Genomic DNA, 16,936 nt, shown 5'->3' with positions numbered 1-16,936 from the left:
TCTGCTCTGATCGGTGCAAACGGCGGATCTCCGCCCAGTCCTCCACAGTGATCACCTTCCTGATCATCAGCAGAGGGGGTCAGATTTCGGACGACGCTACGGGGTCAGTATTCACGTGTCGCCGACAGCCAGCCGAACGTGCCTCGTATTTCTACATCGATGTCGCCCGTGCCCAGATGCGGGTTCGGCGGCCGGACGGAGCGCTTGACGCGCTGACCCGAGCATGGAGAGCCGCTCCCGAGCACACCCGGCTCCATCCGCAGGTGACCACGATGCTCACACAGCTGAGTAGAGCCGGTGGGTCACCGGCATCCGCGGCACGGGACTTCGCGGCTGCCGCAGGGCTCACTGTGCCTTAACCACGAGGTCAGTGAGTTCCTTCAGGGAATCGATGGTCCAGTCCGCGGCGGTGACGAGTACCGGGTCGTTCGCCCACAGGTGACCCCAGGGGCCGCGTCGGAGCAGGGCGGTGCGCAGTCCGGCGGCGTGCGCCGGAACGATGTCGTTGTCGCGGTGGTCGCCCACGTACACGATCTGCTCTGGGGAGCCCGGAGCCATGTCGATGACCTTCGTGAAGAACGCGGGATCGGGTTTGGCGACCCCCCACTCGCCTGAGGTGGCGATCCCGTCCACCGGCAGGCGCAGTTCCCGCAGCAGTTCCCCGGCTCGCACCGTCTGGTTCCCGGCGATGCCCACCCAGATGCCCGCCTCCTGGAGTGAGCGCAGCCCGGGGCGTACGTCCGCGTACAGGTCCTCCTCCTCGATGAGTTCTCCCAGACCCGCTTCCTCCCGCAGCCGCCGTTCCCGGACGAGGTCGAAGCCCGGCCGGAAGTAGTCGAAGGTCTCGGCGTTGTCGCGCCCCTCGGCGGTCACCGCGCCCAAGACTGCGGAGAAGGTGTGCCGGGGCACGTTGATCCAGTCCGCCCAACGCGCCCACTCGCGAGTGTCGTCCAGCAGGGTCTCGCCGACGTCGAACACCACGGAACGGATCATGCCTTTGGTCTTCCTCATCCGAGTTGGCCGCCTTGTCTGTGCTCATTGTGCCCGTGAGCAGAAGCGGTCCGCTCAGCCCTGACCGCCTCCCGCAACGCACCCACGAGGAACAGGGATGTGGCTGCCGGGGCATTGATCCTGTTCAGGGTGCCTTAATCGAACGCCGCGCATAATCCGAACACGAAGGTTATGCGCGTGCGCATAGGCCGTGAGAGTCGGGCACGGGACACTTCTGCCGTCGGACAACGGACGGAAGGGCTCAGCAACGACAGATGCGGTCAACGGAACAGTCAAACCGCCCGAGGGCATCAGCCGTCCCTTCAGCTCGTAGTCCGCTGCCGGTGTCCCTGTGTGCCGAGGAGCAGCAGAACCCCCTCCCGTAGGACACAGCCGCACAGGTCGCACACGCTGCGAATCCCGGCGCGGCGACACCTTCCGAATTCGCGTACCGGTTGCCTTGCCCCTCTGCCGACCCCTCAGCGATCTGATGGAGAGCCATGGACGAAATCGAAATCGACGGGCTACGGCTGCGCTGCGTCATCGGCTGCAGCGAGGAGGAACGCCGTGACCGCAGCGACGTGGTGATCGACCTGCGGATCCACACGAACACGCGACCGGCCGCGCGCAGCGACCATCTGCGGGACGCGTGGAACTACCGCACCCCGACCAAGGCGATCATCCGCGCGGTGCAGGCCGACCGCTCCTGGAACACCGTTGAGGCCCTGGCCACCGAGATCGCCCGCATCGTGGTCATCGACCACGGTGCTCCCCGGGTGCGTGTGCGCGTCCACAAGCCCGGAGCTCTGCGGTTCGCCGACAGCGTGGGCGTGGTGATCGAGCGGACCCCTCAGGACTTCCACCGCCCCTTCCCCGAACAGGTCCCGCAGGAGCAGGCGGTGAGCGTATGAGTGTCGAAACCGTGAGGAGCGGTGAACCGCCGTGCGCGGAAGGGTGCCGCCCCGCTGTGGATACGGAGCGTGCGACCAGCGCGGCGGCCGAGCTGCTCACCGCGTTCGGCTTGGACGTGTCCGCCGAATCGACCAAACGCACCCCGGAGCGGATGGTCAACGCCTACCGGGAACTGCTCACCCCTCGCGAGTTCGACCTGACCACGTTTCCCAACGACGAGGACTACGACGAGCTCCTCCTGCAGCGCGACATCGCGTTCGTGAGCCTGTGCGAGCACCACGCCCTGCCCTTCACCGGCACGGCCACGGTGGGATACCTGCCGGGAGACCGCATCGTGGGGCTGTCGAAGCTGGCCCGAGTGGTGGAGTTGTTCTCGCGCCGCCCCCAGGTGCAGGAGCGCCTCACCAAGCAGATCGCCATGTGGCTGGACGAGCACCTTGCTCCCAAGGGCGTGGGGGTGGTGATGCGAGCCGAACACACCTGCATGACGCTCCGTGGTGTCCAGGCACCCGGGACCACGACCGTCACCTCCTCGTTGCGCGGCGAGATGCTGAGGGACGAACGCACCCGTGCCGAGTTCTTCGCGCTCGGAGGTGCCGCACGGTGACCACCTCCCTGGAACCGCTCGTGATCGGAATGGGCTCCAACATCGATCCCGCTCACCACGTCTCCCTGGCCCTGGACGCTCTGCACCAGCGCGCGTCGGTGGTCGACACCTCCTCCGTCTACCGCTCTCCGGCTGTCGGACTCCCGGTCGGCTCCCCGGACTTTCTCAACCTGGCTGTCCGCCTGCGCTGGTCGGGAACGCTGTTCGAGCTCAAAGCGCTGTTGGAGGACATCGAGAACGGCCAGGGACGTGTTCGGGATTCCGGATCGTGGGTTTCCCGCACTCTGGACCTGGACATCCTGGTCGCCGGTCGTCTCCACGGGCAGGTCGGTTCCTTCAGCCTGCCGCACCCCGACATCGAGCGGTTCGCGCATGTGGCGGTTCCCTTGGCCGAGCTGGTGGGGGAACACATCCATTCGCGGCTCGGAGTGACCTACTCCGACCTGGCCACGAGCATGGACGCCTCACACATGGAACGGTTAGAGGTTCTTCCCCGAGGGACGGTGGCCTGATGGGGTGGCCAACCCGGGCGGCGGCGATCGTGTGCGTGCCCTGTCGTCGCCAGGGCGGCCACTTCCTCCCGACCTCCGAGCTGGTACTAGCCTCCCTGGACGGCACCGAACAACGCCATCCCGTGTTCCAGCTGGCCGCGCTGACACGGTCACCCCGTACTGTCTCCGAGCTTCGTCGGCGCGGAGTCGAGGAGATCGTGGTCGTCGTCGATGACCTGGCGGTGCCCCGCAGCTGGATGCTGCCTTCCGCCGCGGCGACGGTCGCCGACCTGTGGCCGGACCTGTGCGCTTCCTTCACCAGGGTCCTGGAGGGGGGACCGATCCCCTGCCGGGTGACGCTGTGGTCCCGCCTGGTGGAAGGCCTCGACTACGAAGGAGAGGTCGGACGGGTGGCGGTCCTGTGTGAGGGAAGCGCCACCCCGGAGAAGGATCCCCTCCACACGGCGTTCGGAACCGAGATCGCCAAGCGGCGCCGGTTCGAGCGTGAGACCGGACGAGGAGACACGGCGGAGGTGATGCGCCGACGCGCTGCCGCCCAGGTCGCCAACTACGCCGCTCAGGGCAAGCTCCTGCACGCATGGGGGCTGAACACCTACCTGGCTTGGACGGTTGAGGAGACCGGCCTCATGGCCGTGGTGGAGCCCGGCTTCACCGACCTTGTCCTGAAGGCCACCTACGGCTCGCTCCAACAGAACCAGGAGGAGCCGTGGGGAGCCTTCCCCGTTGACTTCAGCGAGCTCAGGGAAGAACTCCGCCTCTACGCCGACGACCTGGAGCGCACTCCCGGGCGGGTGCGCCCCGAGCTTGCCACCACGCTCCTGAACGCCTTGGCGCAGCTCCTGACACCGGGGACCCAGTCAGCGGCAGCACGTCAGGTCCGGGCGTTCAACCACGTCCTGTCCGGCGGACAGGCCAACCGGCTCCGGACGGAGAGGCTGTTGGAGGAGGCGCTGCGTCTGCCCCTCATACCCGGATGGGCTGTGGAGCAGACGGTCAAGAAGCTCTTCTGCCAACTGGCTTCCCGGTACGGCGATGACGAAGCCGATGCCGAGTACACCCGGCATGTGGACGTCGTGCGCTCCCTGAGCCGACGCCTGCCCGCACACAGGCGGGAACACGTGGCGTTGGCGTTGACCGGCTCCCTGGCCCTGGCGCCCGCGGGTATATGGCACCCCTTCTTCAGCGATATCGACGTCATGCCGCTGTTCTCCACACCTCCCCCGGAGGGCTTGGTGGCGGCAGTGCGTGCTTCCTACACCAGTACACCGAGGCCGCCGTGGCTGTATCTGAACGAGGGAGCCAAGCAGGGCCTGGCCGGTCTCACCCACGACCCCACACGGGGGATGTTCGTCGCGGACCGGCTCCACACCCTGACGGACACCGAGTACGGCAAGTTGTCCCGGCTGGTCGCTCCCATGCGCCATGTGGGCGGATCACCAGCGGTGTTCACGACCTTCACCGACGCTTATCACCGCCAGCGGCACGCCCGTTCCGAACAGCCGAGGGAGGGTGCCGGTGCCGACTGAGCAGCGGTGGGCGCTGATCACCGGGGCGGCACAGCGCACGGGTGCGCACCTGGCCCGAGGACTGGCCGCACAGGGGTACGGGCTGCACCTGCACACCCACACCAGAGATCCCGCGCCGCTGGCCCGCACCCTGCGTGCGGAAGCCGGGATCCCGGTGCGCACCCACCGAGTGGACCTGGCCGACACCGAAGCGGTACGCACCTGGGCGCACCACCTACGCACCGGACCGTGCCCGCCGAGCCTGGTGGTCAACAACGCCTCACCGTTCCCACCCCCACACCACGTCGACGACCTCGGCCTACTAGAGGAGGGGCTTCGCGTCCATCTGATGGCTCCGGTCCTCCTGCACGCGGCTCTTCCTGAGGAGGGCGGGCACGTGGTGAACATGCTCGACGCACGCCTCTCCCTGCTGGACGGGGTCAGGCCGGGATATGAGGTGTCCAAGCACGCCTTGGCCGCCCACACCCTTCTGGCCGCCCGGCGCCTGGCCCCACATGTGCGTGTCAACGCCATCGCGCCCGGCTTGCTGCTGCCTCCGCCCGGCCACGACGAGAAGCACCTGCGTGCCCTGGCACGCCAACGCAGCTGCCTGGGGCATCCCGCACAGCCGGACGACGTCGTCGCGGCGCTGCTCTTCCTTGAACAGGCGCGCTCCGTCACCGGGCAGATCATCCACGTCGACTCCGGTGAACATCTCGGGGGAAACGAGACGTGCACCGTGGCAGACTTGAAGCATCCCAGCGATTCAGACCAGGGATGAACAGCAATAAAAGGTAAGGAATGCTGTGACAGGGGACATCGGAGACGATCTCGGGCAGCGCGTTGTTGTTGCCATCAGTGCCGCGTTCGGAGTGGACTGCACGGTCGAGGAGACCGTGGTCCGGCCCTCCCAGCGTGTGGGCGTGGACTACCAGATCAACGCCGCGATGGCGTTGGCCAAGCGCCTCCGACGGCGCTCACGCGAGGTCGCCGACACGATCGTCACCCACCTCGAACTCGGCGACATGGCCGAGAACGTCGAGGTCGCCGGACCCGGCTTCATCAACGTCACCCTCTCCGACACCTGGTTGGGTGAGCACGCCGCCAGTTTGGCCGCCGATTCGCGGCTCGGCTACCAACCCGAAGCCCCGCGGCGTGTGATCATCGACTACTCCTCGCCGAACATGGCCAAGGAGATGCACGTCGGTCACCTGCGCTCCACCATCATCGGTGACGCGCTGGTCCGCTTCATGGAGTTCTCCGGACACGAGGTGATCCGTCAGAACCACCTCGGGGACTGGGGTACCCCGTTCGGCATGCTCGTCGAGCACCTGGTCGACGAGGGCCTGGACAAGCAGCACTTCAGCATCAGCGACCTCAACGTCTTCTACCGGGAGGCCCGGGAGAAGTTCGACAACGTGGAGGGGTTCGCTGACCGGGCCCGTGCCCGGGTGGTCGCCCTCCAGGCCGGCGACCCCGGCACCCTGGCGCTGTGGGAGAGGTTGCTCACCGAGTCCAAGCACCACATCGAAGCCGTGTACGAGCTGCTCGGCGTCAAGCTCACCCCCGACGACTACAAGGGTGAGAGCACTTATCAGCCCTGGCTCAACGATGTGGCCGACGAGCTCACCCGCCGGGGCCTGGCGGAGGTCAGCGACGGTGCCCTGTGCGTATTCCTCGAAGGCTTCACCGGGCGTGAGGGCAAACCGCTGCCCCTGATCGTCCGCAAGCGCGATGGCGGGTTCGGCTATGACGCCACCGACCTGGCCACGATCCGCTACCGCGCCCAGGAGCTCAAGGGCGACCACCTCGTCTACGTCGTCGGCGCGCCCCAGGCCCAGCACTTCGCGCTGATCTTCGCCGCCGCTCGCAAGGCTGAGTGGATCAGCCCGCAGACCGCCACGACACACGTCGGGTTCGGCAGCGTTCTCGGTGAGGACGGTCGGATCCTGCGTACCCGGGCCGGGGCATCGCTCAAGCTCACCGACCTGCTGAACGAGGGTGTGGAACGGGCAGCGGCCATCGTCGCCGACCGCACCGACCTGACGGAGGCGGAACGGGCGGAGATCGCTCGTGCGGTGGGCATCGGCGCCATCAAGTACGCGGACCTGTCGACGGACCGGGTGAAGGACTACCAGTTCGACTGGGACCGGATGCTGGCCATGGACGGCAACACCGCCGTGTACCTCCAATACGCGCTCGCGCGTATCCGCTCCATCATGCGTCGCGCCGAGCGGGTGCCCGAGCTGGGCGCCCCGGTGGTGCTGACCGAGCAGGCCGAGCGAGAGCTGGTCCTGACGCTGTCACGGTTCCCCGCGGCGATGCAGGCAGCCGTCGACTACCTGCAGCCGCACCGGCTGGCCACGTACCTGTTCGAGTTGGCCACCCAGTTCAGCTCGTTCTACGAGAACTGCCCGGTTCTCAAGTCCGAGGGGCGTGTTCGCGAGTCCCGGCTCGCGCTGGCCGCGCACACCGCCGCGGTGCTGGAACAGGGCCTGAACCTCCTCGGTATCGAGGCGCCTCAGAGGCTGTGACGGACGTGGGCGGATGCGACAACCGCATCCGCCCTTTTCCAGTGGTCGGCCGCTGATGTGGCTCGCCTCTCAGCCAGTCCGCGGTACGGACACCAGCCGGTAGGCCTCTCTGATGGGTAGTCCCCTCACTGGCCCTTCAGCTCGTCCAGGAAGGCGGCCCACTCCTGGCGGGGAAACGCGAGGGCTCCCTTCTCGGGGTGCACCGAGTCCCGAACCCCCACGAGCGCGGGTAGCTGTGCGATCTCCACGCACTGGCCCTGGTTCTGGGAGTAAGTGGACTTGTACCAGACGGCCTTGTCTGCGTTCACGGTGAACTCTCCGTACTCGGTGCCTCGTAGGTCTTCATGATCTCAGCGACCAGTCTCCTGGAATCCGCAGGGCTGAGAGCTTGGCCCCACAGATAGCGCCAGGTCTCCTCGCAGAGCTCTATGTCACTGTGCTTCTCCAGGTAGAGGTCTCCGGCGACCGTCTCGATGTAGGGGATGGGGTCCATGGCGGCAGCGGGGAAGTCCAGGATGACGAAGCTCCCGCTGGCTCCGGCGTGCACGCCCGAGGCCAGAGGGAGGATCCGGAGGGTGATGTTGTCCCGCTCCGCGCTGTCGAGCAGGTGGGCGAGCTGTTCCCGCATGATCTGCGGTCCACCGACCTGGCGGCGCAGGACGGCCTCGTCGAGGATGGCGTCCAGGCGGGTCTCCTGGGAGCGGTCCAGGAGGTTCTGCTGGCGTTGCAGCCGTACACGAAGGCGGCTCTCGACCTCCTCGGGGGTGAAGTCGTGCATCCCGTGAGTGAGCAGGTGACGGGCATAGCCCTCTGTCTGGAGGAGCCCCGGGACGACGATCACTTCCGTGTTGCGGATGGAGCAGGCGGAGGACTCCAGCCCGACGTAGTCGGCGTACCTGGGCGGCAGGGTGCTCTTGTAGGGCTCCCACCATCCCTGTTGCTTCGCCTGCCGGGCCAGTTCGAGGAGCTTTTCCTTCTTCCTGTCGTCGTCCACGCGGTACAGCTCGAACAGGCGCTTGAGATCTCTGATCTGGATGCCGCGTTGGCCGTTCTCGATACGGGTGACCCAGGAGGGGGCCACCTCCATCTCGCTGCTGACGGCCTTGGCGGTGAGTCCTCGGGTCTCCCTCAGCTCTCGGAGTTCACGGCCCAGGAGCAGGCGTCTGAACGTCGGGGTGGTGTCTGACGGCACGGGTGTCCTCTCTTCGTCATCGGCCATCTTCCCCCTGCCCTGTTCCATCTTCAATCCATAGGCAATATTGCCTTAGGTGGTTGCCAAAGGATGGGGTGCCGTGGATAGTAGCAGTAAGCGCTCCGTGCGAACGCGGAGTGAAGGAATCTCCCTTGGAGGCGCTTGTCGTGGAAGCAAGCGAAGGCGCGCCGACGCTCTTCGGTGAGCCTGTCAACCTGATCCGATTCCCAACCCCCGCGCAGTGCGTCTGCAGCGTCGAGCTGCTGGAACGCTGCCTGCCCGCCCGGCTGGCCCGCAGAACGGCCCACTCGTTTCTGAGCGCCTTCGATGTCCTCCCCGAACAGGCGCTGCAGATCGAGGAAGCCGTCGCGGAACTCGTCGCCAACTCCGAGCGCTACTCGCGCAAGCCCTGGCGGCTGCGTGTCTACCTCGACGACCACGCCCTGTGGGTGGGTGTCTTCGACGGTGACGTGCACACGATCGGGCTGCTGAGAGGCCTCCTGGCAAGGAAGGACGGTCCCGATCTGATGCGGGAGGACGGGAGAGGCCTGTTCCTCGTCCGGGTCGCCTGCGACGGCCAGTGCTGGGTGCGCACCGTCCGTACCGGTTCCGCCGAGGGCAAGGAAGTGCTCATGCGCTTCTCGGTACCGAACGCGGGCGACACGGCCGGTTCGGCGGCGTAGAGCGACTCTCCCATCCGCGCATACGAAAGTCCGGCCCGGCGAGCGCGTCATGCGGCGCGACGGCGCGGTACGGACCCTCCCGGTGGTCGAGGCCCACTCGGGCGAGCAGTTTCTCCCACCGGGAAAGCCCTGAACCCACCCCGACGCAAGAGCCCCCGGCAGCCGTGCGACCGGCTCCGGGGTTGGACAACGCTTGTAGGGAGCGCTGCCGAATGAACCTTATCTTCCCGTTACTCCACTGGCTGAGCCGGGCGTTCTCCCCGGCTCGCGGACGCCACCGTCCCGGAACCGTCCTGGAGGCTCCCCGTCCGGGAATCCGAACCGTGGAGCCAGCGCCGATACCTGCTCCGGTCCGCATGGACGACCCCGCCGACAGCCGAAGGTACTCCGTGCCCCGCCCGCCCTTCCTGGTCTGGGAGGCGAGGAGGTATGAGGAACGCAGAGCTTCGACTCACCTCTCCCGTCACGGACTCGTGCCCCAGACAGTCCGCTAGACGAGCGGAGGGCAGTGCCCTCTGACCTCGGAAAAGAATACGCGCGAAACGTTGGACGCCCCGCCTTCTGAGGGAACGCAGGCGGGGCGTCTCCGCGGTTCACGGTTCTTTTCCTTCTCTGGAGGAGTCAAGGAGAACATGAATGATCATGTTCATCGTTCACAGATAAACCTTACCTTTCGGTGAGGAACGCCTATCGGATCAGAGTTCCATGGCGGTTACGTCTTGGATTGCGGCGATTCCAGTACTAGCCTCGTCACTCCAAGTGAGGAGCTGCTGAGGAGCTGGAGGTCCGATGAGGCTCCACACGACTGGAGTGCTTCTCGTTGGAGCGCTCGTTGTCGGATGCACGCCGAGTGAGAGCGAACCCGACCCCCGGCCCAGCGCCCCGCCGGAACCCACAGAACAGGCACCGCCTGAAGACCTTGCCCTGGAGGCCTACACCTCCATGTGGGACGTACTGGTCGAAGAGGCCCGTAAGCCTGAACCCGACTACTCCCAGCTGGAGCTGTACGCCAGCGGCGACGCTTTGGCGCTCGTCGAGCACGGCTTGGTGGCCGAGGGGGACGAAGGCGTCATCGCCCGCGGTGAACCGACCTTCTCACCCGAGGTGGTCTCGGCTGAGGACACCCACGTCGAAATCGAAGACTGTATGGACTCGACCTCCTGGCTTCGGGAGAACGCCGAATCGGGGGAGCTCGTGGAACCGTCCCCGGAGACTCCCGTGCTTCGGAGGGTGGACGCGGGAGTGTCCTTCGACGGGCTTTCTTGGAGAGTGTCCGACCTGCGGATATGGGAAATCGGATCGTGCGATGGATAGCAAGAGGATTTCGTTCGCCGCCATCGCAACCGCAACGGCGGTCCTGGCGGCTCCAGTGCTCGCCTGGGCGGACCCGGACTTCCTCGGCGGCCACGTGGAATGCGGTTCCTCCGGCGGGCCTGGATGCGGTGTTTCCGCTGAGTCCGGTGGTGGGAACTCGGCTGGCTCCGGTGGCGGTGGCGGTGGCAGAGCACCCGCGCCTGAGTCTGAGAGCGGTGCTTCGGAAGGTATGGATTCTGCGTCGGCTGAACCCGAGTGCGAAATGGACGGTTCCGTAGCCCGGTGCACCACCTTCGCCAGTGAGCGAGGCATTGCGGAAGCCGAGGGAGTCGACTTCGAGAACCTTGCCTATGCCGCTCGCGCCGCGTTCCAGCTCTCCTCTCCCCGAATCTCGATGTCGCCGGGCGCGGACACACCCGTGCTCGTGCGCGTCCCGGTGTGGCTGTGGATCTCCTCCGATGACTGGCAGGCCGAGACGGCGACCGCGAGCGTGCCCGGCGGGTCGGTGACGGTGAGCGCCACACCCGCCTCCCTGTCCTGGTCCATGGGGGACGGCACGACCGTGGAGTGCGACGGACCTGGTACCGCCTACGACCCGCAGGCGCACGACCCGGCACAGGAGTCCCCGGACTGCGGGCACACCTACACCTCCAGCGGAGGCTATGACCTGACCGCCCGCGTGTCCTGGGCCGTGGAGTGGTCCAGCTCCGACGGTGGCGGCGGCACCATGCCCGCGCTGGTGACCCAGACCTCCACCAGCGTGCGGGTGGTCGAGTCCTCCGGGGTGGTCACGTGAGAGGGGAACGGACGTGGTAACCACAACCGGAGCCCGCACCGACAGCGATGAGGAAGCCCCCGTCCGCTTGACGGGACGCGGCACGCGCCGGTGGCGATCGCTGCTGGTCGCGGTGGCGCTCATGGTGGCCGGAGCCACCGCCGTGGTGCTCGCGCTCACCCAGGTGGACCAACGGGTGCCGGTGCTGGTGGCGGCTGGTGACCTTCCGGCCGGCCACGTGATCACCGCGGCCGACGTCCAAGTGGTGGAGCTGGCCGGAGCCGAGAGGTTGGCGACGGTGTCCGACATCGACCAGGCGGTCGGTGCCACGCTCACCCTCCCGGTGTCCGAAGGCGCGCTGCTCTCGGACGCGGTGCTCGGCGGGGACGGTGAACAACTCTCCTCGGGTCAGGCCGTGGTGAGTGCCCAGCTCACCGCCGGGCGGGTGCCCTCCTCGGTGCGCGCCGGATCGCAGGTGTCGGTGACCCTGACCGGGGACGGCGCGGATGTGTCCTTTCCGGCCCAGGTGCAGAACCTGACCCCGTTGTCGGGGGAAGCGGGCGGGGACGTGCTCGTCGACCTGGTGGTCGACGGAACCCACGCCGCCCGGCTCGCCCGGGCCGCGGCCGAGGACCACGTCGCTCTGGTCCAGACCCCTCACGGGGGCGGCTGATGCTGGTCGCGGTGTTCTCCCTCGCCGGAGCTCCCGGGGTGACGACCCTGTCGCTCGCGCTGGCCAGCACCTGGCCCGCCGCGGAGTCGGTGTGGATGGTGGAGGCGGACGCCTCCGGCGGTGACGTGGCCGCGTGGTGGCGCCTTCCGGTCTGGCCAGGGCTCGTGGACCTCGCGGCGGCCAGCCGCAGCGGGCAGGACCACGAGGCCGTGGACACCACGGCGTGCTCCCAGGTGCTGCCCGGGGGCCTGCGGGTGTGCGTGGCACCACCCACAGCCGAACGAACGGTCGGTGCGGTGGGTCTGCTCGCGCACAACCCCAAAGCCCTCACCGGCGAGGAGGTGACCGTGGTGGACCTGGGGCGCTTGACCCCGGACTCGTCCGCCCTTGCCCTGCTGGAGGCCGCTGACACCGCGGTACTCGTCGCCTCGGGCGACGTCGCCCAGCTCAAACGCGTCAAGGAAGCCGTCCCCGGCCTGACCGGTCGAAGCGCGCACCTGGGATTGGCCGTGGTCGACCCGACCAGGAGCAGCAGCGAGGTCAGTGACGCTGTGGACCTGCCAGTCTGGGCGCGGGTGCCCCAGGACGCGCGCACCGCGGCGTTCCTGCGGGGCCAAGGAGAAGTGCGCCGTCCGCACCGACGGCCTCTGCTCAGGCAGGCCCGTGCTCTGGGCCGCACCCTCGCGGAACACGCGCGAACAGCGGCTCCGCCGGATCCGACAGTGGCCAGGTTTCTGGGAGAGGCGCCATGAGCGAGGACACGACGCGATCCCACGTCCGTGAGGTCGCCGGGGAGGTGACCCGGCGCCTGAGCGCGCAGGCCGCGGACACCGACCCCGTCGTAGGGCAGGAGTACCGGACGCTGGCCCGCAGGGTCATCCGCCAGGTTCTGGACGAGAAGGCCAGCCGCGCTCTGGCCTCCGGACAGGTGGTGTTGGACCGCCAGGTTGAGGAGACCATCGCCCGGCAGGTTCTGGCACAGGTGTGCGGGCTGGGTCCCTTGGAGGCATTGCTGGAGGACGACGAGATCGAGAACGTCAACCTCACCGGCACACAGGTGTGGGTGCGCTACGCCGACGGGCGCCGCGCACAGCTACCGCCGATCGTGGACGGCCCCGAGGAGCTCATCGCCCTGGTACGGCGGATCGCCGCGGACTCACCCACGGGGGAGCGGCGCTTCGACCCGGCCGCCCCCATCCTGGACATGGCCTTGGCCGACGGATCACGGCTCAACGCGATCCTGGACGTCTCCCACCAGCCAGCGGTGTCCATCCGCCGCCACCGCTACCGCACCACCGGCCTGGGCCAGCTGCGGCGCCTGGAGACCCTGGACGCCACGCTCGTGGACCTGCTGCGGGCCGCCGTCCAAGCACGCCGCAACATCGTCATCACCGGAGGCACCGGCGCGGGGAAAACCACGCTGCTTCGCGCCCTGGCCGCGGAGATCCCGCCTGAGGAACGCGTGGTGACCATCGAGGACGTGCCCGAACTCGCTCTGGAGCGCGACGAGACCGCCCATCCGGACGCCGTGGCCCTGCACGCACGTCCGCCCAACACCGAGGGCCGCGGCGAGGTCACCGTCGCCGACCTGGTCCGGGCCGCGCTGCGCATGTCCCCGGACCGCGTCATCGTCGGTGAGACCCGCGGCAGCGAGACCGTGCCGCTGCTGACAGCGATGTCCCAGGGAAACGACGGCTCCCTGACCACCTTGCACGCGGCCAGTTCGCAGGGTGCGTTCACCAAGCTGGGCGCCTACGCGGCCCTGTCCGACCAGCTCCCGTTGGAGGCGACGTCTTTGCTGGTGGCGGCGGCGGTACACCTGGTGGTGCACATCTCCGCCACCCCGACCGGAGGGCGAAGGGTCACCAGCGTCCGCGAGGTGGTCGGTGCGGACGGAGCCCAGGTGGTATCCAACGAGATTTACCGACACGAGCACGGTGAGACGGTCTCGGCCGCCCCGCCCAGCCCGGAAACGAGCCGGGCGCTGAAGGCGGCCGGCTTCGACGTGGCCCACCTGATAGCGGCACCCGGCACGGTGAACGGACGCCGACGGTGACGGGGGCACTGGTACTCGGGGGAGCGGGAGGACTGCTGCTCGGCGCGGGGGCATGGTTCCTGCTGACGCTGGTCGTCCAGCACCTTCCCCGCGGAAAGGACGCGCGCGCACTCCACGAGAGAACCACCCGTACCCGTACCCTCCACGTGGTTTCCACCGTGCTGGTCGGAGCAGCGGTGGTCCTCATCACCGGATGGCCCGTCGCGGGACTCCTCGCCGCGGCCGGAACGTGGTGGCTGCCGCGCCTGCTGGGGCCCGACCACGACCACACCGCCCGGGTCGCCCAGGTGGAAGCGGTCGCCGGGTGGGCCGAACAGGTCCGCGACCTCATGGCCGGAGCCGCAGGCCTGCACCAGGCCATCGCCCACACCGTGCCCACCGCCCCCGAACCCATCCGCGCCGACGTGGCCCACCTGGCCGAACAGCTCCAGCAGGGCACCCCGCCCGAGGACGCCCTCCAGGAGTTCGCGGCCCGGGTCGACGTGCCCACCGCGGACCTGGTGGTGGCCGCCCTGGCCAGCGCGGCCAGCCGCCACGCCGCCGACCTCGGCGGACTGCTGTCCAGCCTGGCCCGGGCCGCCCGGGAACAGGCCGCGATGCTGGTGCGCGTGGCCGCCACTCGGGCAAGGGTGCGCACCTCCGCGCGCATCATCGCCACCATCACCCTGGCGTTGGCGGTCGGCCTGGCCCTGGTCAACGCCACCTACCTCGCCCCCTACAGCACCGGCATCGGCCAACTCGTCCTACTGGTCATCGGCGTGCTGTGGGCGGTGGCCCTGGCCTGGCTCGCCCGACTCTCGCGCACCGACCTGGGGCCACGAGTCCTGGCCCGAGAACACCCGCGGCGGGAGGTGCGGGCGTGAACCCGATCGCCCTCGCCGCCATCGGCGGCTGCCTGCTCGCCGCCGGGGTCTGGTACGCCCTCCTTCCCCGCCTGGACCGCCCCTCCCTGGCAGAGCTCCTGCAGGACCCCTCCCCACCCCTGGAACCCGCACCCTCCCACGAGCAGACCCCATCACCGGGGTGGTCGCGCAGGCTCGGTGCGCCCGCGGCACCCGTCCTGGCCGCACTGGGACTGCCGACCGCACGCACACGAGAGCGCCTGGCCGCCTGCGACCGGGACGTTCCCGGCTACCTGTCCCAAAAAGCCGCCATGGCCGCCCTCGCCCTCATCGTTCCGCCGCTCCTCGCCGCGGCCCTGACCGCCCTGGGCCTGTCCATCTCACCCCTGTTCGGCCTGGGGGCCTGGGCGGTCTTCGCCGCGGTGCTGTGGACGGCACCCGACCTGGAGGTACGCGACCAGGCACACGAGCGCTCCGAACAGATGCGCCACACCATCGCCGCCGTCTGCGACCTGGTCGTCATCTCCCTGGCCGGAGGAGCCGGAGTCACCTCAGCCCTGGACGACGCCACCCGGGCCAGCGACACCTGGGCCATGCGCCGCATCCGCACCGCCCTGCACGCCGCCACCATCCAACACCAACCCACCTGGACCGCCCTGGAAGAGCTGGGCGAGCGCTACCAGGTGCCCGCCGCCACCGAGCTGGCCGCGAGCCTGCGCCTGGCCGGAGCCGACGGCGCCCGCGTGCGCGCCAGCCTCTCCGCCAAAGCCACCTCCCTGCGTACGCAACACCTGGCCGAACTGGAAGCCGACGCCCAGTCCGCCACCGAACGCATGAGCCTGCCCACCGTGCTGCTCTTCGCGGGGTTCCTGATCCTGATCGGCTACCCCGCCCTACACCTGATCCTCACCAGCGTGTGAACCCGTCCTGGAGGAGACGATGTTCCCTTTCCTCAACCGCCCCGACCGCTCTCGTGAGAACTCCGATGAGGGCTACTCCACCGAAGCCGTCGCCGTGATCGCCACCCTGGTCATCCTCGCCGTCGGAGCCCTGGCCCTGATCTCCGAAGCCGTCCTGGGATGGGCCGAATCCATCAGCCTCGGGTGACCGCGATGCCCGGTCCGACCCCTCACCGCGCCGATCCCGAACGGGACCGGGGCAGCGCCGAGCTGGTGGCCGCCACCCCGCTGATGCTCCTGCTGCTGGTCCTGGTGGCCCAGGTCGCCCTGTGGGCGCACGCCACCCAGCTCTGCCAGACCATCGCCCAACACGGACAAGCAGCCACCCGCGCTCTGGAGGCGACCGAAGCCGACGGGCACGCGCGCGCCGACGAGGTCGCCTCCCAGCTGCGCGGCGAGCTGCTCCAGGACCTGGACATCACGGTGGAGCGCACCGATACCACCGCCACGGTCCAGGTGAGCGCGCGGGTGCCCACGATGGTCCCCGGCCTGGACTGGCCCGTGCACACCGCGGTCTCCGGCCCCGTGGAACACATCGGTGGCCAACCATGACGCACGGCGATCACGCACAGGACCGGGGATCAGCCTCGGCGGAACTGGCGCTGCTCACCCCCGTGCTGATCCTGATCGCGCTGCTGGTCCTGCTCGCCCACCGCCTGGTCACGGCAGGCATGGCCGCCGACGCCGCGGCACATGCCGCTGCCCGCGCCGCCACCCTGCAACGCACCCCTTCCGCCGCCCAGACAGAGGCTGAGACCGCAGCCGCCGAAGCGGTGCGTACGCACGCCTTGAGCTGCGCCACCCATGACCTGGCCGTGGACACCGGCGGACTCGCCCCCGGAGCGACCGTGGAGGTGACCCTCACCTGCCACGCGGATCTGTCCGACCTGGTCGGCTTGGGCGTACCCGGCACGCGCACCGTCGTGGGAACGGCGTCATCGGTGGTCGACACCTACCGGAGCACACCATGAGACGCCACGTTCACGACGACCGCGGACAGGCGACCGCGTTCCTCGTCATCATGGCCACCGCCCTCCTGCTGCTGGTCGCTCTGGTCTTCGACGTCGGCGGAGCCTTGGGGGAGCGCAACCGCAACCTCCAGCTCGCCCAGGAAGCCGCCCGCGCCGGAGCCCAGCAGATCGACCTGGCCGCCTACCGGGCCGACGGCACCCTGGCCCTTGACCCCACCGCCGCGGCCACGGCTGCGAACGCCTTCCTCACGGACGCCGGCGTGCACGGCACCGTCACGGTGAACGGCGACGTGGTCACCGTCACCGCCCAGAGCACCTACACCTTCCGCCTGCTCCCCGTGGGCCCGCGCACCGCCTCCGGCACCGCCAGCGCCACCCCGGTCACCGAACCCACCACGCCGTGAGACACCC

General features: G+C 68.8%; 21 protein-coding genes. 18 read left to right on the top strand and 3 right to left on the bottom strand.

The window, feature by feature from the left end; genetic code table 11:
• Positions 1 to 345 precede the first annotated feature (345 nt).
• Positions 346 to 993: an HAD family hydrolase gene (locus FYW95_RS23345; RefSeq protein WP_160050843.1), complete on the bottom strand. Its 648-nt coding sequence runs from the start codon at positions 991 to 993 to the stop codon at positions 346 to 348.
• A 497-nt stretch (positions 994 to 1,490) separates the two neighbouring features.
• Here FYW95_RS23345 and FYW95_RS23340 point away from each other — a divergent pair, with 497 nt between their 5' ends.
• Genes FYW95_RS23340 through argS form a run of 6 tightly spaced genes read left to right on the top strand, consistent with a single transcriptional unit; the run spans position 1,491 to position 7,060 of the window.
• Positions 1,491 to 1,901 (top strand): dihydroneopterin aldolase, encoded by a 411-nt coding sequence (locus tag FYW95_RS23340; RefSeq protein WP_159944009.1) that lies wholly within the window; start codon positions 1,491 to 1,493, stop codon positions 1,899 to 1,901.
• A gap of 56 nt (positions 1,902 to 1,957) precedes the next feature.
• Positions 1,958 to 2,509 (top strand): GTP cyclohydrolase I FolE, encoded by a 552-nt coding sequence (folE, locus tag FYW95_RS23335; RefSeq protein WP_236567928.1) that lies wholly within the window; start codon positions 1,958 to 1,960, stop codon positions 2,507 to 2,509.
• The gene (gene folK / locus FYW95_RS23330) at positions 2,506 to 3,021 is read left to right on the top strand and encodes a 2-amino-4-hydroxy-6-hydroxymethyldihydropteridine diphosphokinase (RefSeq protein WP_160050841.1); all 516 of its coding nucleotides are present in this window, start codon (positions 2,506 to 2,508) and stop codon (positions 3,019 to 3,021) included. Before folE ends, folK begins: the two co-directional genes overlap by 4 nt.
• Entirely contained in the window at positions 3,021 to 4,547 is a 1,527-nt protein-coding gene (locus tag FYW95_RS23325; RefSeq protein WP_160050840.1) for a hypothetical protein, read from the top strand. Before folK ends, FYW95_RS23325 begins: the two co-directional genes overlap by 1 nt.
• Positions 4,537 to 5,307 (top strand): SDR family oxidoreductase, encoded by a 771-nt coding sequence (locus tag FYW95_RS23320; protein ID WP_236572290.1) that lies wholly within the window; start codon positions 4,537 to 4,539, stop codon positions 5,305 to 5,307. Before FYW95_RS23325 ends, FYW95_RS23320 begins: the two co-directional genes overlap by 11 nt.
• Before the next feature lie 25 nt (positions 5,308 to 5,332).
• Entirely contained in the window at positions 5,333 to 7,060 is a 1,728-nt protein-coding gene (gene argS, locus FYW95_RS23315; protein WP_160050838.1) for an arginine--tRNA ligase, read from the top strand.
• Positions 7,061 to 7,185: 125 nt separating this feature from the next.
• Here argS and FYW95_RS23310 read toward each other — a convergent pair whose 3' ends face one another.
• The gene (locus FYW95_RS23310) at positions 7,186 to 7,368 is read right to left on the bottom strand and encodes a DUF397 domain-containing protein (RefSeq protein ID WP_159944003.1); all 183 of its coding nucleotides are present in this window, start codon (positions 7,366 to 7,368) and stop codon (positions 7,186 to 7,188) included.
• Positions 7,365 to 8,252 (bottom strand): helix-turn-helix domain-containing protein, encoded by an 888-nt coding sequence (locus FYW95_RS23305; protein ID WP_159944002.1) that lies wholly within the window; start codon positions 8,250 to 8,252, stop codon positions 7,365 to 7,367. The genes FYW95_RS23310 and FYW95_RS23305 overlap by 4 nt, the downstream gene beginning before the upstream one ends.
• A 167-nt stretch (positions 8,253 to 8,419) precedes the next feature.
• Between FYW95_RS23305 and FYW95_RS23300 the strand changes: the two genes are divergently transcribed.
• The 12 genes from FYW95_RS23300 (at position 8,420) to FYW95_RS23250 (ending at position 16,929) form a co-directional block, all read left to right on the top strand.
• The gene (locus FYW95_RS23300) at positions 8,420 to 8,935 is read left to right on the top strand and encodes an ATP-binding protein (RefSeq protein ID WP_160050837.1); all 516 of its coding nucleotides are present in this window, start codon (positions 8,420 to 8,422) and stop codon (positions 8,933 to 8,935) included.
• Between the two features lie 789 nt (positions 8,936 to 9,724).
• Complete coding sequence (locus FYW95_RS23295) at positions 9,725 to 10,249, top strand: hypothetical protein (RefSeq protein WP_160050836.1); 525 nt, start codon at positions 9,725 to 9,727, stop codon at positions 10,247 to 10,249.
• Positions 10,250 to 10,667: 418 nt separating this feature from the next.
• Positions 10,668 to 11,045 carry a PKD domain-containing protein gene (locus tag FYW95_RS23290; protein WP_236572289.1) on the top strand — a complete coding sequence of 126 codons (378 nt, stop codon included), beginning with the start codon at positions 10,668 to 10,670 and terminating at the stop codon, positions 11,043 to 11,045.
• Positions 11,046 to 11,058: 13 nt separating this feature from the next.
• Positions 11,059 to 11,697 carry an SAF domain-containing protein gene (locus FYW95_RS23285; protein WP_236572288.1) on the top strand — a complete coding sequence of 213 codons (639 nt, stop codon included), beginning with the start codon at positions 11,059 to 11,061 and terminating at the stop codon, positions 11,695 to 11,697.
• A complete protein-coding gene (locus FYW95_RS23280) occupies positions 11,697 to 12,449 on the top strand; it encodes a CpaE/TadZ family protein (protein WP_160050835.1) in 753 nt (250 codons plus the stop codon). The genes FYW95_RS23285 and FYW95_RS23280 overlap by 1 nt, the downstream gene beginning before the upstream one ends.
• The gene (locus tag FYW95_RS23275) at positions 12,446 to 13,753 is read left to right on the top strand and encodes a TadA family conjugal transfer-associated ATPase (protein WP_160050834.1); all 1,308 of its coding nucleotides are present in this window, start codon (positions 12,446 to 12,448) and stop codon (positions 13,751 to 13,753) included. Before FYW95_RS23280 ends, FYW95_RS23275 begins: the two co-directional genes overlap by 4 nt.
• Positions 13,750 to 14,616 carry a type II secretion system F family protein gene (locus FYW95_RS23270; protein WP_160050833.1) on the top strand — a complete coding sequence of 289 codons (867 nt, stop codon included), beginning with the start codon at positions 13,750 to 13,752 and terminating at the stop codon, positions 14,614 to 14,616. The genes FYW95_RS23275 and FYW95_RS23270 overlap by 4 nt, the downstream gene beginning before the upstream one ends.
• Positions 14,613 to 15,515, top strand: a complete 903-nt coding sequence (locus FYW95_RS23265) for a type II secretion system F family protein (RefSeq protein WP_201294997.1) — start codon at positions 14,613 to 14,615, stop codon at positions 15,513 to 15,515. The genes FYW95_RS23270 and FYW95_RS23265 overlap by 4 nt, the downstream gene beginning before the upstream one ends.
• A 19-nt stretch (positions 15,516 to 15,534) precedes the next feature.
• Entirely contained in the window at positions 15,535 to 15,702 is a 168-nt protein-coding gene (locus FYW95_RS27830) for a hypothetical protein (protein WP_201294996.1), read from the top strand.
• 5 nt (positions 15,703 to 15,707) lie between these two features.
• Positions 15,708 to 16,106, top strand: coding sequence for a pilus assembly protein (locus FYW95_RS23260; RefSeq protein ID WP_160050832.1), 399 nt, complete (start codon positions 15,708 to 15,710; stop codon positions 16,104 to 16,106).
• Positions 16,103 to 16,525 (top strand): TadE/TadG family type IV pilus assembly protein, encoded by a 423-nt coding sequence (locus FYW95_RS23255; protein WP_160050831.1) that lies wholly within the window; start codon positions 16,103 to 16,105, stop codon positions 16,523 to 16,525. The genes FYW95_RS23260 and FYW95_RS23255 overlap by 4 nt, the downstream gene beginning before the upstream one ends.
• Positions 16,522 to 16,929, top strand: a complete 408-nt coding sequence (locus FYW95_RS23250) for a pilus assembly protein TadG-related protein (RefSeq protein WP_160050830.1) — start codon at positions 16,522 to 16,524, stop codon at positions 16,927 to 16,929. Before FYW95_RS23255 ends, FYW95_RS23250 begins: the two co-directional genes overlap by 4 nt.
• Positions 16,930 to 16,936: the final 7 nt, after the last annotated feature.

Origin of the sequence: Nocardiopsis sp. FR4 (genome assembly GCF_009830945.1) — a bacterium.
GTDB lineage: Bacteria > Actinomycetota > Actinomycetes > Streptosporangiales > Streptosporangiaceae > Nocardiopsis.
The sequence above is the reverse complement of the archived record's forward strand: the minus strand, read 5'-3'. Positions and strand labels throughout refer to the sequence as shown.

Coding starts and splice junctions, on each gene's coding strand:
- FYW95_RS23345 (WP_160050843.1), bottom strand. CDS start 993: ATGATCCGTTCCGTGGTGTTCGACGTCGGCGAGACCCTGCTGGACGAC.
- FYW95_RS23250 (WP_160050830.1), top strand. CDS start 16,522: ATGAGACGCCACGTTCACGACGACCGCGGACAGGCGACCGCGTTCCTC.
- FYW95_RS23295 (WP_160050836.1), top strand. CDS start 9,725: ATGAGGCTCCACACGACTGGAGTGCTTCTCGTTGGAGCGCTCGTTGTC.
- FYW95_RS23275 (WP_160050834.1), top strand. CDS start 12,446: ATGAGCGAGGACACGACGCGATCCCACGTCCGTGAGGTCGCCGGGGAG.
- FYW95_RS23340 (WP_159944009.1), top strand. CDS start 1,491: ATGGACGAAATCGAAATCGACGGGCTACGGCTGCGCTGCGTCATCGGC.
- FYW95_RS23255 (WP_160050831.1), top strand. CDS start 16,103: ATGACGCACGGCGATCACGCACAGGACCGGGGATCAGCCTCGGCGGAA.
- FYW95_RS23280 (WP_160050835.1), top strand. CDS start 11,697: ATGCTGGTCGCGGTGTTCTCCCTCGCCGGAGCTCCCGGGGTGACGACC.
- FYW95_RS23325 (WP_160050840.1), top strand. CDS start 3,021: ATGGGGTGGCCAACCCGGGCGGCGGCGATCGTGTGCGTGCCCTGTCGT.
- FYW95_RS27830 (WP_201294996.1), top strand. CDS start 15,535: ATGTTCCCTTTCCTCAACCGCCCCGACCGCTCTCGTGAGAACTCCGAT.
- FYW95_RS23260 (WP_160050832.1), top strand. CDS start 15,708: ATGCCCGGTCCGACCCCTCACCGCGCCGATCCCGAACGGGACCGGGGC.